The 16,712-nt window shown below is 35.4% G+C and carries 17 protein-coding genes; 5 read left to right on the plus strand and 12 right to left on the minus strand.

Annotation, left to right across the window (positions count from 1 at the left end; translation table 11 throughout):
- Nucleotides 1-203: 203 nt before the first annotated feature.
- Nucleotides 204-329, minus strand: coding sequence for a hypothetical protein (locus WKT09_RS10225; protein WP_340415933.1), 126 nt, complete (start codon nt 327-329; stop codon nt 204-206).
- A gap of 643 nt (nt 330-972) precedes the next feature.
- Here WKT09_RS10225 and WKT09_RS10230 point away from each other — a divergent pair.
- From WKT09_RS10230 to WKT09_RS10240, 3 genes are read left to right on the plus strand one after another with little or no spacing between them, the layout of a single operon-like run.
- Nucleotides 973-1,470 (plus strand): hypothetical protein, encoded by a 498-nt coding sequence (locus WKT09_RS10230; protein ID WP_340415934.1) that lies wholly within the window; start codon nt 973-975, stop codon nt 1,468-1,470.
- Nucleotides 1,463-2,065 carry a hypothetical protein gene (locus WKT09_RS10235; RefSeq protein ID WP_340415935.1) on the plus strand — a complete coding sequence of 201 codons (603 nt, stop codon included), beginning with the start codon at nt 1,463-1,465 and terminating at the stop codon, nt 2,063-2,065. The genes WKT09_RS10230 and WKT09_RS10235 overlap by 8 nt, the downstream gene beginning before the upstream one ends.
- Nucleotides 2,066-2,076: 11 nt before the next feature.
- Nucleotides 2,077-3,015, plus strand: coding sequence for a hypothetical protein (locus WKT09_RS10240; RefSeq protein ID WP_340415936.1), 939 nt, complete (start codon nt 2,077-2,079; stop codon nt 3,013-3,015).
- A 304-nt stretch (nt 3,016-3,319) separates the two neighbouring features.
- Here WKT09_RS10240 and WKT09_RS10245 read toward each other — a convergent pair whose 3' ends face one another.
- The 4 genes from WKT09_RS10245 to WKT09_RS10260 are packed head-to-tail and all read right to left on the minus strand — an operon-like array spanning nt 3,320 to nt 7,149.
- Complete coding sequence (locus WKT09_RS10245) at nt 3,320-4,888, minus strand: recombinase family protein (RefSeq protein WP_340415938.1); 1,569 nt, start codon at nt 4,886-4,888, stop codon at nt 3,320-3,322.
- Between the two features lies 1 nt (nt 4,889).
- Entirely contained in the window at nt 4,890-5,306 is a 417-nt protein-coding gene (locus WKT09_RS10250; RefSeq protein WP_257455500.1) for a recombinase family protein, read from the minus strand.
- Nucleotides 5,306-6,868, minus strand: coding sequence for a recombinase family protein (locus tag WKT09_RS10255; RefSeq protein ID WP_340415939.1), 1,563 nt, complete (start codon nt 6,866-6,868; stop codon nt 5,306-5,308). The genes WKT09_RS10250 and WKT09_RS10255 overlap by 1 nt, the downstream gene beginning before the upstream one ends.
- 53 nt (nt 6,869-6,921) lie before the next feature.
- Entirely contained in the window at nt 6,922-7,149 is a 228-nt protein-coding gene (locus WKT09_RS10260; protein ID WP_123317354.1) for an SHOCT domain-containing protein, read from the minus strand.
- A gap of 232 nt (nt 7,150-7,381) precedes the next feature.
- On the opposite strand from WKT09_RS10260, the gene WKT09_RS13830 reads away from it, so the two are divergent.
- Together WKT09_RS13830 and tet(L) are read left to right on the plus strand one after the other, a co-directional pair.
- Entirely contained in the window at nt 7,382-7,444 is a 63-nt protein-coding gene (locus tag WKT09_RS13830; protein ID WP_012779615.1) for a tetracycline resistance efflux system leader peptide, read from the plus strand.
- A 33-nt stretch (nt 7,445-7,477) separates the two neighbouring features.
- Entirely contained in the window at nt 7,478-8,854 is a 1,377-nt protein-coding gene (gene tet(L), locus WKT09_RS10265; RefSeq protein WP_001574277.1) for a tetracycline efflux MFS transporter Tet(L), read from the plus strand.
- Between the two features lie 205 nt (nt 8,855-9,059).
- Here tet(L) and WKT09_RS10270 read toward each other — a convergent pair whose 3' ends face one another.
- The 7 genes from WKT09_RS10270 to WKT09_RS10300 all read right to left on the minus strand — a co-directional run.
- Nucleotides 9,060-10,262 (minus strand): IS110 family transposase, encoded by a 1,203-nt coding sequence (locus tag WKT09_RS10270; protein WP_340415940.1) that lies wholly within the window; start codon nt 10,260-10,262, stop codon nt 9,060-9,062.
- Between the two features lie 324 nt (nt 10,263-10,586).
- The gene (locus tag WKT09_RS10275) at nt 10,587-11,294 is read right to left on the minus strand and encodes an N-acetylmuramoyl-L-alanine amidase (RefSeq protein WP_078756237.1); all 708 of its coding nucleotides are present in this window, start codon (nt 11,292-11,294) and stop codon (nt 10,587-10,589) included.
- The gene (locus WKT09_RS10280) at nt 11,291-11,701 is read right to left on the minus strand and encodes a phage holin family protein (RefSeq protein ID WP_123317353.1); all 411 of its coding nucleotides are present in this window, start codon (nt 11,699-11,701) and stop codon (nt 11,291-11,293) included. Before WKT09_RS10280 ends, WKT09_RS10275 begins: the two co-directional genes overlap by 4 nt.
- A gap of 75 nt (nt 11,702-11,776) precedes the next feature.
- A complete protein-coding gene (locus WKT09_RS10285; RefSeq protein WP_340415941.1) occupies nt 11,777-14,248 on the minus strand; it encodes a glycosyl hydrolase family 18 protein in 2,472 nt (823 codons plus the stop codon).
- Nucleotides 14,245-14,826, minus strand: coding sequence for a hypothetical protein (locus tag WKT09_RS10290; RefSeq protein WP_190279553.1), 582 nt, complete (start codon nt 14,824-14,826; stop codon nt 14,245-14,247). The genes WKT09_RS10285 and WKT09_RS10290 overlap by 4 nt, the downstream gene beginning before the upstream one ends.
- 9 nt (nt 14,827-14,835) lie before the next feature.
- Nucleotides 14,836-15,030, minus strand: coding sequence for a hypothetical protein (locus WKT09_RS10295; RefSeq protein WP_123317351.1), 195 nt, complete (start codon nt 15,028-15,030; stop codon nt 14,836-14,838).
- Between the two features lie 11 nt (nt 15,031-15,041).
- A partial coding sequence (locus tag WKT09_RS10300) for a phage tail protein (RefSeq protein ID WP_340415942.1) occupies nt 15,042-16,712 on the minus strand: 1,671 nt, incomplete at its 5' end.

The following is a 16,712-nucleotide window of genomic DNA, read 5'->3' on the forward strand; positions in this document are numbered from 1 at the left end:
CTCCCGAAATTACGAGCTAGAAAAAATGTTTAATTATAATTGATCAATCATTTTATCAAAGCCTAAATAATTTCCCTCAACATTTTCATCCTTTAGCCTTGTTATGTTTGTAGGTTATAAGGATGAAAGGAGAATGTTCCCCACTTCATTTCGGAGGTGCGGATGTTATCTTGACATTTATAAATATTTTTTATCACTTTATTTTAATAGGTCATTTCTTGTACAACCATAATAAACTCTTCCGAAATCACCCTTCCCAAACCCGCATTCCACCGTTTCCAGTTAAAATAATGTTTTCCTAAAAAGAGCGTTTTTGACACTTTTTCCATCCATATTCTTCCTTTTCCGCTCGTTTTTCCCCATGTTTTTTGCCCTTTTAAAATAAAGTTTTACAAAATAACAGAGAAAAGAATTAGGAAATAAGAGGAGCTATATAACGCTGATTCTTGGTCGTTGAATCGGCTCGGAAAGGCTCGAACAGATCAGAGTAAATGACTGGAATAAATCACTATAAATGTTGATATAATAGGATTAGAAACAGAAAAAGAGCAAGGTGATAAGTTTGAACTTACCCTCACTCTTTTCATGATTTTTTCCGTTCTTTTCAGGTTTAAAAGCCTTGCTTTTCTTTAAAATAGTAAATGTTTATTTTAACTATCCACAGAGAAAAGACTCGATTTTTAGAAGAACTTTATTTTAAATCGTAAGACTTTATTTTAGTGGGACAATTCCCTAGACATCCACGCCACACACTCCACATGGGACGAGTTGATACAATTGATGTATTTGCGATTTATAGCAAAACGGTCGTATGCGGGAACATGTCGACTATTTAGTATGTTCGTGGGAACATATCGATAATGCACAAATAAACTCTAAACTAAATACTGCATATTTAAATAGTATCTTTACAGGTTATAATTTGGTATTATAATAGTTATAATTTGATTAAATTAGGAGGGAGATAAACCAATGGCTGATTATGGAAAAATATTAAAAAAGAAAATCGAAAATGGTTTCACTGCATCTCTATACCAATTTAATCAAATAGGAAAAAATAGTTCTTATACCGAGATTATGAAAAAAAACTACGAAAATGGTTTTTCCCAAGTGATTATTAATACTGAACTTATGCTAACAATCACAGAATCTATGCTTAGAGATGAATGGACATTAATATCTATACACATTGATGACCCAAGTGTAGATGAAGAAACTAAACAGGAAATAAACTCTTTCGTTGAAATGATTAGATCTAATCCGCTTAACTTTAATAAATTGAGTAACTACCTAGATTGGGCCTTAGATGAAGGTTCAATTTTCATTGATAAAATAAAAATGTCGAAAAAAATAGATGATGAATATCCATTTTGTGAATTATATTCTAATGGCTTGTTATTTGGGAGTGCAAAGGATGTAGTCTTTGCTAATTATTTACAAAAGATAGTAGAGGACTATCTTAATGAATGATAAATTCCAATCAGATATTTTTAAAACTCTAGCAACTGCTATCTTTGCTGGAATATCATACTTAGTGGCCGATTGTTTTCAAATTACCACCCTTCTCTTTAAATTTTCTGAACCCACGTGGCATGTCACTGTTAGCGTTGCAATTTATACGGCATTTTTAAATATCATTCTATTATGTTTACTTTCAAAAAGAACAAGTGTGAAAGTAAATATTACTGAAAGAAAAGATCAATCAAATAAAATCAGCTTGACAGATAAGCCAAGAGCAACCGAAATAAAAATAGTTGTTCGCGGTAACTTAAAGAAAATAAACGGCACCATAGAAGTAACCTTCCCAAAATGGGTAGACGTAATGACAAAAGGGTCTCCAGATCTGATGCAAAGTGAAAACGATTCACAGAAATATATTATTGATTTATCCGGAATTGTTGAAAATAGCGATAGTGAGGTTAGTCTCTTTTATTTCGATATAACCATGAATCCACTTTATCTAGAAACAGGAAGAAGTGGTGAGATTATTGCGAAAGTTCATGGAAGCAGTTTTAGGTACTCTAAGAATACAAATAAATTAACAATACATTATGAAGCCGAATAGGAGGGATATTTTTGTTCAGTAAATATATAGATAATTTAACAGATGATAACGGTTCTTTCATATCAATGGATGATATTTTACATAACATCTTAAATTTCAAGAGTTGGCGGACTGATGAAATTGATCCATTTACAAATGAACCACTATTGTATCAAGTTTCCAAAGTTTACGATGAGAATCAAAAAATTAAAATTAAAGGTACTGAGTTTACATTTAATTACATAAAATATGAGTATGATACTGTTATAGCCGGACAAGAATCAAATCCTATTTCTGCTGAAAGATTAAAGAAAACGTTCGGTAGAATTGTAATTTATACTGATGGAGTACGGACTCAATATCTTGTAGATAAAGCCAGAGGTCCAGCAGCATTAAGGATTTTACGAGTAATAAATAATTCAGATAAAAATAAAATAATTGAAGCACAATCATTTAACATCACCGAGGATTTCTTCATTTGGTTATTATCCCGTTTTATGAATGGTTCCACCATATTAGATGAAGAAGACTCTCTAAAGATTAATCGAATAACCGGTTTCAAAGGCGAAGGAAGTCAAAAACAGGCAATTCTTTCTGGTTCCGGTAATGAAATTATGAATATGCTAAGTTCACTGTCATTTTTAGTTGAAATGGATGTCATGACTGAGGTTGAAGCCCGTATCATTCGGGGATCCGAAACTTTAGAGTTAAGATTTTATTCAAAGAACTCCCAACTCGACATTCTGGTAGAAAGCTACACAGGTGAATACATGATATTACACGATGAGGAAAAGACCCCAAGAATCCTGTTAAATTCCTTTATAGAAATAATTCCAAGTATTATGAATGCCTATAATGAGGATATAGAAAATGGTACTTGGACTAAAAACAGCAAAAGAGAATTTACCCTAGGCCTTGTTGATTCTGTAAGAGAAAAACTAAATATACTATACCCATCTCAAAATACATAATCGAATGCCTTGGATTCTTATAAAATTTCGATAGTTTGATAAATTATAGCAACCAACCATCTTTGAGGATTGTTGGTTGCTTAGTTGTTATATTCGATAAATTCGAGGTTAAAGTTATCTATTCATTAAATTTATATTTCCAGCTATTTTCGTGTATACAAGCTTTTATTTCTCTCTTTTCTCATTGCAGTCTCATCCGACTATATACAGGATTCATTTCTTTACTGTAATCTAGTTGTAATATAATTAATCACCCCCATAAATTAAAATTCTTAAACATGAAAAAGATAAATTAAAGCTTTTTTCATACTTCTTTTTCAATTTCAATCCCCGATTTAAATTCAATTGTTAATTGTCTTTCATGAATTGTTATTTTCTCAATCAATCGCCTTACAAGTAAATCATCATACGTTTCAAGTTGCTGCGGTTGCTCTTTTAAAAACTTTGTCATTTCGTCAATTCGTTGCCTGAGCCCCTCTCGTGCTGCATTTTTCATCATGACCTCCTGCTTCAGCTCCCGCAATCGGTATATTTCTTCTGCTACATCCTCGTAATCTTCTTTTGAGTTTGCAAGCCTAAGCAATTCCATTTGAAGTCCTTCTAATTTTTCATCAATGTCAGCTGTTGGTTTATCCGCATTTTCATTTAACACAGTTTCAATATTTTCTATTAATATATTCAGGTAATCTCCTTTGTTTCCCAGCACTTCATTGATGGCTTGTACTATTGCTTGGTGAAGTTCATCTTCTCTGATTGTTTCTGCACTACAAAGAAGTATTTTTCTCTCTAGTCGACTGACGCACCGCCATACAATGGACCTGCATCCGCGATTATTCCAATGAACCCTTCGAAAGACATCTTCACATTCTTTGCAAAATACAATACTCGACAATGCATACTTGCTACTATACACACGTTTCTTTCCTGTTTTTCCATTTCGTATATTTGCCCTTCGCATCATTTCTTCTTGAACTTGTAGATAAATTTCCCTTGGAATGATGGCTTCATGATTATTTTCTACATAGTATTGTGGAACGTGACCATTGTTGACAACTCGTTTCTTCGTTAAAAAATCTACGGTATATGTTTTTTGAAGTAATGCGTCCCCAATATATTTTTCATTTTGCAGTATCTTTTTAATCGACTCCGGTCTCCACTTAGACCGTTTAGCTGCGGTAAGTATTTCATCCGCTTCAAGTCCACGTGCTATTTGAACTAAACTTGCTCCTTCTAAATATTCCCGGTAAATCCGTTTAACGATTTTCGCTTGTTCTGGGTTAATGACTAGTTTGTTGTTCTCATCTTTGGTATAGCCTAGAAAGCGATTATGGTTCACTTGCACCTCACCTTGCTGGTATCGGTATTGTATTCCTAGTTTTACGTTTTGGCTAAGTGACTGACTTTCTTGTTGTGCTAGGGATGCCATGATGGTGAGCATAATTTCACCTTTTGCATCCATGGTGTTAATATTCTCTTTTTCAAAAAAGACAGGTATTTCTTTATCTTTCAATTGCCTGATGTATTTTAAACAGTCCAGCGTGTTTCTCGCAAATCGACTGATGGATTTTGTAATAATCATGTCGATTTTTCCATTCATGCTATCTTCAATCATTTTATTAAACTGCTCACGCTTTTTTGTGTTTGTTCCAGATATGCCATCGTCTGCATAGATTCCTGCAAGTTCCCATTCAGGATTGTTCTGAATATAGGTAGTGTAGTGTTCCACTTGAACTTCATAACTAGTTGCTTGTTCTTCGCTATCCGTTGATACCCGACAATAAGCTGCCACTTTTAATTTTTTCTTTTCCTCTGCATCAACATTTCTTGTTCTTCTTCTCGCTGGGATAACGGTTACGCTTCTTGCTAAGGTCATTTTAAGTCACCTCTTCTTTTATTAAGCTATATACATATTCTGCTTGTTTAATGGGATTGTCGTATTTATCCTCCACTTTTCCGATTGTAAATGCGAATGGTGGTGTAAATGATTCTTTCTCTTTTGTTCTATTTAATCGACCTAGCTTCTTCGCTCGTTTAAACCTTTCTTCTTTCAATTTTTCAAATTGCTCTTTTGAAATTAAGCTAGGAAATATTTCATTTCCCAGATACCTTTCATCTGTTAATATTCTAGTAATTCCACCATGTGATCGATTGATACCAGAATCCTTTGCTGCATTAGCTAAAGATTTTCCAGATAAGTATGACTGGATTAAAAGCTTTAATTGCTCAGATTCTCTGGCATGAGTTTCAATTTTTCCGTTTACTATTGCATATCCAAAAGGTGTATGTGCCATCAGCGCTTAACCCCCTCCCTTAATGTAATGCCACAATTCAAATGAAATCCTATCTCATTTGGTGAATATACAATTATCTTTTTTACAATATCTTGAAAAGATTCTTCATCAAATGCATCTCTGAATTTTCCTTGCTTAAAATATTTAATGAGCCACTTCACTTCACTTAGCTGATTTGAACCGTCATTGATTAAATACAGTAACTGCTCTCTTTCTTCTTTTAACTTCATGTGTCTTTGGGACAATTCGATTTTCTGTTCATTAAAAATTGCTGGTTCTAAAAACCCTTTTGTCATTAATTGAATTAATGTATTTAGTTCTTCTTTTGTAACTTCGAGTTGTTCTTCTATTTCGGTAATCATTTGATAGTTTTCATCTTGGTTTGACGTTTCTAGTTGTTTGGATAGTGGGATTAATACATAACTATAACCAAACTTTAGCTTATTCATCATCGTAATAAATGCCTGATGAATACGTTCTTCTCTTATAAAAAGCATCGAACATTTATCTTTGTTTTTAATGTGTGTAGAACAGCACCAAGCGATATATTTACTATGCGTGGAAGTGTGAATTCTTCTTTTAAAGGTATCGCCACATTCCGCACATTCAATCTTTCCTGAAAAAGGATAGCGATTTAAATACTTTCTACTTCCAGCAGCTACATTCTTTTGGCTTGCTTGATATTCTAGCATCCGATTAGCGGCTTCAAAATCAGCATGTGTGATGATTGCTTCATGGTGATTTTCAATTAGGTATTGATCCAATTCACCTTGATTTATTTTTCGGTTAAAATGCTCATCAGTAAAAGTCTTTTGAAGCAGAACATCCCCAGTGTACTTTTCGTTCTTAACAATTCCACGTATCGTAGACCCTGTCCAATTGCCATTTCGTTTTGTCGGAATACCTTCTTCGTTTAACTGCCTGGCAATCCGCTCTGTTCCCACTCCTTTAAGCACACTATTAAATATCCGTTTGACTACTTTTGCTTGTTCTTCATTTACAACTACTTGTTCATCGATATAATGGTAACCGTATGGTGGATATGATAATTTATAGGTTCCACGTTTGAATCGTTGTCTAATCGACCATTTACTGTTTTCGGAAAGTGACACTGATTCATTTTCTGCAAGGCTACTTAAAATTGAAAGCATGAGTTCACTTTCCATAGAATTTGTATTGATGTTTTCTTTTTCAAAATAAATGTGAACATCTAAGTCCATCAATTTTCTGACTAACTCTAAGCAGTCAATTGTGTTTCTCGCAAATCGACTAATTGATTTCGTTAAAATGAAGTCAATCTTTCCTTTTTCACAGTCAGATATTAATCGAAGTAATCCTGATCGTCTATCCTTTTTGGTCCCTGTGATGCCTTCATCACTATAAATATCAACGAGTTGCCATTCATCATTATTTTCAATTAAAATTTTGTAGTGTCGTCTTTGTGCTTCTAAACTAATCAATTGATCCTCATTCGATGTTGACACTCGTATATAGGCAGCGACCTTTTGTTTCGGTTTTACTACTGAAAATGTTGTCATATCAAGTGTTGTTATCTTTCTCATCCACTCACCCCTTTTTCTTGTATGTGACATATTAGCGTTAGACCACTGTTATATCAAGGTTTATCGCACATTAAAGGGCCTAATAAGGGATTGAATTTTTGACGATTTAATTTGCTTATTTGATTGAATTCTTCCTTTGAAATGAGTTCTTTTTCACGTAGTTTCATGAGCATTTTTTCAGCAAGATGATAATTAAGTTCGTTTTGAAGTTGTCCTTCAGTTGGTTTTGATGGTTTATGATTAGGTGTTTGATGCTCAGATGAGAGTTGTGTCATTCGCATATGGTTTTCCTCCTAAATAGTCTTCTACCTATATGCGAAAAAAAGTGGGAATTCGAACCCTTATTTCTGTAATATGTTGATTAATAGTTGATATGTAATTGAAGTTCTAGATATAATGAAAGTAGATTATTCAACAAACGGGCCATATTGTTGTATAAGTGATGAAATACTGAATTTAAAACTTAGTTTATATGTGGTAAAATGTTTTAATCAAGTTTAGGAGGAATTAATTATGAAGTGTAATGAATGTAACAGGGTTCAATTAAAAGAGGGAAGCGTATCATTAACCCTATAAACTACGTCTGCCCTCATTATTGGAGGGTGAAATGTGAATACATCCTATTCACAATCGAATTTACGACACAACCAAATTTTAATTTGGCTTTGCATTTTATCTTTTTTTAGCGTATTAAATGAAATGGTTTTGAACGTCTCATTACCTGATATTGCAAATGATTTTAATAAACCACCTGCGAGTACAAACTGGGTGAACACAGCCTTTATGTTAACCTTTTCCATTGGAACAGCTGTATATGGAAAGCTATCTGATCAATTAGGCATCAAAAGGTTACTCCTATTTGGAATTATAATAAATTGTTTCGGGTCGGTAATTGGGTTTGTTGGCCATTCTTTCTTTTCCTTACTTATTATGGCTCGTTTTATTCAAGGGGCTGGTGCAGCTGCATTTCCAGCACTCGTAATGGTTGTAGTTGCGCGCTATATTCCAAAGGAAAATAGGGGTAAAGCATTTGGTCTTATTGGATCGATAGTAGCCATGGGAGAAGGAGTCGGTCCAGCGATTGGTGGAATGATAGCCCATTATATTCATTGGTCCTATCTTCTACTCATTCCTATGATAACAATTATCACTGTTCCGTTTCTTATGAAATTATTAAAGAAAGAAGTAAGGATAAAAGGTCATTTTGATATCAAAGGAATTATACTAATGTCTGTAGGCATTGTATTTTTTATGTTGTTTACAACATCATATAGCATTTCTTTTCTTATCGTTAGCGTGCTGTCATTCCTGATATTTGTAAAACATATCAGGAAAGTAACAGATCCTTTTGTTGATCCCGGATTAGGGAAAAATATACCTTTTATGATTGGAGTTCTTTGTGGGGGAATTATATTTGGAACAGTAGCAGGGTTTGTCTCTATGGTTCCTTATATGATGAAAGATGTTCACCAGCTAAGTACTGCCGAAATCGGAAGTGTAATTATTTTCCCTGGAACAATGAGTGTCATTATTTTCGGCTACATTGGTGGGATACTTGTTGATAGAAGAGGTCCTTTATACGTGTTAAACATCGGAGTTACGTTTCTTTCTGTTAGCTTTTTAACTGCTTCCTTTCTTTTAGAAACAACATCATGGTTCATGACAATTATAATCGTATTTGTTTTAGGTGGGCTTTCGTTCACCAAAACAGTTATATCAACAATTGTTTCAAGTAGCTTGAAACAGCAGGAAGCTGGTGCTGGAATGAGTTTGCTTAACTTTACCAGCTTTTTATCAGAGGGAACAGGTATTGCAATTGTAGGTGGTTTATTATCCATACCCTTACTTGATCAAAGGTTGTTACCTATGGAAGTTGATCAGTCAACTTATCTGTATAGTAATTTGTTATTACTTTTTTCAGGAATCATTGTCATTAGTTGGCTGGTTACCTTGAATGTATATAAACATTCTCAAAGGGATTTCTAAATCGTTAAGGGATCAACTTTGGGAGAGAGTTCAAAATTGATCCTTTTTTTATAACAGGAATTCAAATCTTTTTGTTCCATTATACCAGCTAATAGCTGTCAACAATTAATGCTAAAAAAGTTTTAAAAAGCATGTTACACTAAAAGTAGGCATACTTAATAAGCCTTTTGATTTAAAGGAAAAAAACGTAAAGGGATAAAGTTGATTACACTTGATCTACAAAGACTTCTTGACGTTTTAACATGGCATACAGCCAGTGAACAAGCTTGTTCGCACAAGCAATAAGAGCAACTTTGTGTGGTTTGCCTTCGTTTCTTTTCCGTTCATAAAAGGCTATGAGCTTTTTATTTCTTCCTTTGGCTAAACCACATTGAACAGTCGTGTATAGCGTTTGTCTCAATCTCGATGAACCTCTTTTCGTAATTCGATTGATAGAGGCTTTAAACTTGCCAGATTCAAAAACGGATGGATCCAATCCTGCATAGGCTACTACCTTTTTAGGGTTCTCAAATTGGTTGATATCACCGATTTCAGAGATGATTGTTGCAGCAATCTTATCTCCGATGCCAGGTACGGATTGGATTAATCTGTATTCTTCAAAAGACTTAGCTAAGATACTGATTTCTTTTAATAATTTTGAGAGATGCTCTTGATATTGGAAAAGCATACGGATATACATACGCAAGCTGATAAGTTGCCCATAGCTAATTTGAGACTGAAATGGATTGCGTTTTGCCGCATCCTTTAGCTTCCGTGCCTTGTCTAAAAACCATTCATGTGAACGTCTAGCTCCAAATTGACGCATCTCTTCAGCTAACTTCTCATCAGCGACTTTATGAACGTCTAAAGCCGTAGGATAATTTAATAAAGTGTTCAATGATAGCTTGCCATATAAATCACTAAAAACAGTGTGATACTCAGGAAAAACCTGATCCATAGCTACTTGAAATTGAAGTTTTATCTGGACATAACTATCGGTTAAAGCACTGTGTTGTCTCGTTAAAAGACGCAAATTAAGAGCCTTCTCAGTTTTCTTTTGATAGATTTCCAGATCTTCTTTGTAGTAAAGCTCGCCTAAATGATAGGCATCAGCTTTATCCGTTTTTACTTGACGTAAATTAGTTTTCCTAGCTTCAAAGGAAATCACTGGATTAACTAAATAATACGCTATATTATTATCCTCAAGGAAATGTAGTACAGGTTCATGATAATGTCCTGTTGATTCAAATATAATAGCCGGAGGCTGACCCGAAGCCTTTTCTAACTCTTGATAAAATCTATGGAATGATTGAAGTCCTGGTAGATCATGAGTAAACTTAAAACTTTGCTTATATGTTTCTTTCCTTTGTAAAAAGGCTTGAACTTGACTTTCACCTTTAGCGACATCCAAGCCGATTACAGGGTCCATATACAAACACACTCCTTTTAATAGATTTGCCGGTTCGCCTCTTTATCGCTCGTAGTGTCATAGCTTCGCTTGTTATACGGGATCTGTGTCCCAACCAGCCTCAAACATGTTTCTACAAGGAGAGGGTGGACGGTATAGCGGACGGGATCGATGTCCCACGGGCGCGAACGTCCTACCCCGGCTACCTTAATCATAAAACCTATAAAAAATAGGTCAACCAGAAAAGACTGGCTAACCTTATAATACGAAGGGCGCGATTGTGGAAGATTAAATAGTCATTTAAGTTACAACCGAAGAGTTTAACTACTCTTCGGTTGTTTTTATTTATTCATACTTCACAAACGCATCTTTAAACCCAGCTTTCTTTGCTTTTTCCAGCTGCTTATCAGCATTCTTTTTAACACTATACGCACCAATCTGTACACGATATAGTTTCTTTCCACCAGTTGATGGTTTAGATGTTGACGTACCTTTCGCTAATTCCTTCTTCACATCTGCCCTAAACGTATCCATTGACTTACCATGTTTTGAAAACCAATGACGTGGGTCGCCATGATTACTAGCGATTTTTTTCTGGTACCCTTCATAATGGCCGATGATATTTTTCTCCGTTAGTTTGTATTGTTTACAAAGATAAGCAGCAAGTTCAACTGCTTCTTTATATACCTTATTAAAGTAAGTTCTATCTGTTAAGTTATCCTCACAGATTTCAAAACCAATATGTGTATTATTCGCATCTCCACCCGCATGCCAACCACGATGATTCCAAGGTAATGTTTGGTAGGTTGCAATCGACCCATCTTTTAACTTTCCGATAAAAGCATGAACACACACTTGTCTGCCATCTGGACGTGGCTGGTTCCAGTGATTGTTGTATTGATTCTTTCCTAACAATCCATCGTCTGGGCCAACGTAACGCTTTAAATTCGGATTGTTTGCCCCTGTGCTATGAACCATAATTCCTTTTGGTGTGATTTTCCTTCCAGCTTTGTAACATTCATTCTTCGTTAAATATAACTTTTTTAAATTCATGATTCATTTCCTCCTTTATTGTGTAACTGAGCAAGTGCATTTTTCAACTTCTCAGGTATTGGTAAACCCAAGCGTGAAGCATTTTCTAGCATGGAAATCCCTTCATTCGAGCAATAAAAAAAGATGACTGCTGTTCTAAGAACGCTGCCATCCCCTATTAAATGTGTGTCAATCATATGCCCGACACCTACCAGTATAAAAATTAATACCTTCTTAAATATCCCTCGGTAACCAATCTCACTAGACAGTTCCTTATCAACAATTGCACACATAATTCCAGTGATATAATCAGCAACAACCAATATGATCAAGGCATACAAAAAGCCATCTAGCCCTCCTAAAAACCAACCAATAAATCCACCTAGTGCTGTAACGATGATTTGTATCCAGTTCCATATATCCTTCATAGAATATTTCCCCCTTCAGTTTTAAAACATCTATATAAAAAGGGTGTCCACATTTTGTAGACACCCTTGAATTATTCATATTTGTTTGGGTAATGCTTCCCACACTCGCATATCTTCCTGCCCTAATGACCAAATGGCAATGCCTCGTAATTTCCACCTGTAAGCTGCCTCATTTGCCCAATAAACCAAGCTATCAACATCTTGATAATAAAGAATTGAAAAACCATCCGCATCTCCTAAAAATAAACGTGATATCCAAAGGTTAATGTCCTTTGGTTTTATTTTGACGGTATAATCATTTCCCGCAATTAGTGGTAATTCTTGTGAGTGAAAGAAATCATAATCCATTGATATATCATCATTTCTTGTGCTTATCTCTTCCACATCATTATTTACTTTAAAGACTTGGAACTCATTATCCCAAGTAACACCTGTTCTTGGTATTCTTCCAAATTCTACTGTGTTTCCATTTGGAAAAGTTATATCTACACTTTCATATGGTTCGTATGTCCATGCATCTCCTAAACGAAGTAAGTCAGATATCATGCGGTTATCTGAACGAATTCCTGCAGAGCCTCCACTGAAATCATTTATATCCACTTTAAATCTGAATGTGTTTGCTGCCCCGGAATACACCCTGACAGAATTATTACGAATTCGCATTTCAATCGTGTACAGATTAGGAGCAGTTCGTAAATTAGCGTTTGATGTTCGTTCAATTTGAACATTATAACTACCCAGTAATGAATTACTTTTATACAACTCTAGACGTTGAGAAGTATAATTTAAACAGCAAAACAAATCTCCACAAAAAACTCCTGCTCTCCCACTTCCGTTTTGTGGGAATCCAATTCTTGCTCTAATGTGTATATCTTTAAAATCTGAATATCTCCATGTCAATTCACCTTTTCCATCAAGCTGTGCATAAGGACGTGGATTGTTAAAATCATCTTTTTTCCATACTTCCCATTCACCGCTTAGGGTTGTCCAATAATTGCTAGGTAGCGGATTTTCATCCCTGAAGTCTTCGTACCAAATAAGGGCTGAGTCTGGTTTTCTTCTCAATACTTCGGTCGTTAATTTAAATGCACGATCTGGTTCCACCATTTGACCATTTACCCCTTTAAACTTTCTAGGTGCAAGTAAGAACTCCGCTTCACCCGCGCTAGATGATTGTTGAAAGTCTGAGCAAACTCTAAAACCATAAAACTGTACACCAGGTATTCCTGCTTTAACTTTGATGGTATGTGCACCTGCTGTTAAGGATATATTCTTCTTTAACGTTAACCAACAAGTTGTTCTCCAATAAGGCCACCATAGCCTACTCTCTTTAATAGTTGTTTCATCATTATCAATTGATATCTTAATAGAATTCTTATCCCAAAATGGAAAACCAATTCTTACTGCAATGTCATAAGTTCCACTAGATTGTAATGTGAAATTATATATCGTTTCACCGTTTTCACCGAGAGTAACCATCTGAGAAGAATCAGATACAATTCCCGCATGACTATCATAATTACTGCCTTGACGGTCAATATATATATTTCCAAACTCCGTCTTTTGTTGTTTACTATACGCTGTTAAAAAGCTTCTTCGGTTATAATCTTCTGCAATTAATGGATTGGTTCTCGTAACTGCATCTGGACCTTCCATGTAATCATAGACATGTGGCAATGCCCATGGGACTTTATCGTAATCATCCCAATAAGCAATGATAGGAATCATCGGTTGCGGTGGTGCATCATTTGTAAAGTTATAACCACCTGTCATCCAAAGTTGTGCAGCATAATAGGTGTTGGACGTACCACGATAAACCCTATTTAAATTCTGAGGTGTATCATCAATTCGCCAGTTCCAACCGTAACCTGGAAGACCTAAGAATATCTTCTTTGGAGACATGACGCTTGTTGCATAATTATAAATACCTTCCAACCAATCTCGCGGGGAAACTGGACCAGGAGCGGAACCCGCCCAAGCCATCCCATAACTCATAATCGCAGCCGTATCACAATAAGGATCTAAGTCTTCATAAACACACCAGTTTTCTCCACCAACAGAACCTTGAACCCCTGTCATTCCAGGTAAGCAGATATTGACTAGTTTTGATGAGTCATGTTGTTTGACAGTTTGATAGATATCTTTAAACAGGAGGTTCGCAGCATCTTTATTTTCATAACCACCACCACGTTCCAAATCAATATCAACACCATCACACCATGGATACTTATTCATGATTCGAACGATTTCAGATAAAAACTTATCCTTTGCACCATTTGTGTTATTTCTGATTGCTGTAAATATTGATGCCGTTCCATGATTCATGATTGTTAGCAACCATTTTATATGCGGCCATTTATTGATATATGGCATCATGCTCGATATACTTGTCCCTGTTTCTTTAATAGTACCTGTAATATCTACCTCAAATGTAAATATACCTACCGTATCAAGCCTATCCCCGTATTTGTTTAAAGCCTCATACATTCTTGCGTTTCCCATGAAACTCCACACCATTGTCTTTTTGCCTTCTAGATATTGACTCATTGCTTGCCACTTCCTTCTTGCATTTCCTGGAATTCAAATAAAACTCGTGCTGCTTTTCCTTCTTCGAGTTCTACAATGTGCTTACTATCAGATGCTGCGGTATATTGATAAAACCCTTCTTTTTCTGTTTTGCTTTGATTTCGCAATACTTCTCTAGTGGAAGCTAATAATGAAAATGTGTCATCTGGATTTGCTACAGCTTTAAATTTCATATGGTGGGATCCATATCCTTGCGAAAGTTTAATACTTCCTGCTTTCATTGATTGAAGGGGTGTGATATGACAATCCAGTCCTGCAGATGTTGTTCCCAGATTAAATATGACAATCGTTTCTTTACTTCTAACCACTCCATTATAGAAACGAACTGGGAGAACCCCGCTTTCTTCTCTATATTTTTCAAGTGAGGTTTCTGTGTTTAAGACATATCCCGTTAGCTTATCGCCTTCTTGAAGTTGTATATCTGTATAATAAATCGTCCCCGTACAGTCTGTAACGAACAATTTCAAAGTTACATTTACGACTCTTTTATCTTCTTTCACACGTATCGTTTCACTAAATCGAGTAAATTGTATCGCCATTCGAATCACCTAACCATCAAGAGTCCACTTTATTTCTGATACATGCCCAACCCACCCAGTAGCGATTGAGCCACCTTGCAAAAGAATATCTGTAAAATACACTGTCCCGGTGCAATCTTTTACAAATAATCGAATTGTTAATTTCTTAATTTTCCCAGATCCTTTTGGAGTAATTGCATGTGCAGTTTGAGTAAAAAAAACCATTTCAAACACCTCTAATATAAATCAATAATTCTCTTTTCAATCGATCCATCTTCGTATTCAATTTCCACTTCAATCCCTACTTGCCCATTTGGCCCTTTCTCTAGATTTTCAGAACCAATTTGTGCGGATATAGTATAATTCTTTCGATTTGCTGGATATACGGTTTGATACATAGATTTCGTCATTCCCAAAACACCTTCTGCTTTAAAAGATGCATCACCGCTTGCACCATTGTTAGGGTCAACTGTAAAACCAGAATTCACCCAATACGTAAATCCATCATCTGCCCTTGAATTTCTCAAATGATTAAACGGTACTAAATCTTTTATTTCCTGCCGATCAAGCACATCTGTGTCATGTAGCATATCTGCAGCCTTATCCCACTGGGCTGATGAATCACCTAATTCTTTTAATTTTGTCGATAATTCAATCACTGTTTTCCATGGTTCTTGCAAATTGTACTGCCTGCGTACGATACGAGTCTTCACTTGTAAATTTAATTCTTTATCGTTAACGGTAACAATATCTCCTAGATCCCATTCCTCATGTTCATAACCAGTTAGTACAGATAGGTCCATTGCTGTTAAAACATACGACACTCTCGGTTTTGCATATTGTCCTAATCTCATATTTGCAAACTCTAACATTTGATAAGGGTTGCTAAAGGATGAGGCATCAAGTGTTGCTATCCGTACCTCTGATGTAAAGCTATAATCTTCTACATATGCTTTGTTATTATTGATAGATGAAAATGTCATGCCATCTTTACCGTATGCGTATAATCTTGTCACTAAACTTCTTGTATCCACTGTTCTTTGAATACTTTTCATATTCTTTCTATAACTAAATAACGCACCACTATCTTTCCCGCCAAATGTCAGTAAATGAACTAAACGATTCGCACTATCAAAAATTAAATCTCCACCATGGATGTTTTGCACTTCTCGTAATATAGATAATGCATTTTTCTCCTCTGATTCCCACGTCCGCTTTGTAGTTACATTCACATTTCCAACAGACCACTCCGTTCCTTCTAACGCATATTTCATTGGGACATCAGCAGTATCTGCATTAAATTCAATAGGCTGTTTATCCGTACTAAAAGCTAAGTCATAAAAATCTGCTTCTGCATATACGTGAGTGATGATATTACCTTCTTGGCTTTTTTCATCCGTTATCGTTCGTATGCGATACACATCGTCTACGATTTGAATTTGTTTTTCGTTTTCAATACTTTCCCTTTTTAAATCGTGAAAAGGAATCTTAAACTCTAAAATATCCGCTCCATTAATTTCACTCGTCACAATAACATCATAAGCATTTTCCAAAACAGCATCCCAAGCCCCATTACTATCCAAAACCACGGGTCTAGCAAATCCAAGCTTTTCATAGGCGGGTTTGGGGATATCATGCAATATAACTTCTATTAGTTTCGGTGTTTTCGTTTCATCTTCTGTCGTTAAAGTAATGCGATAGCGGATATAAGCTCTATTAGGTGAAATTAATTCACCTGTTGGTCCAATTGTTTGCCACGAAGTCCAATCCTCAAGGTCATCTGATGTGGATGTTTCAACTAAACTAATCGCAGTTGTTCCAGCAATATATTCACTAGTTACTGAAACTCTACCATTGCCACCTAAACTACACTTTTTAGGTATTGTATAGAGCACACCACTACCTGG

This window comes from Pseudogracilibacillus sp. ICA-222130 (assembly GCF_037892545.1).
Taxonomy (GTDB): domain Bacteria; phylum Bacillota; class Bacilli; order Bacillales; family Amphibacillaceae; genus Pseudogracilibacillus.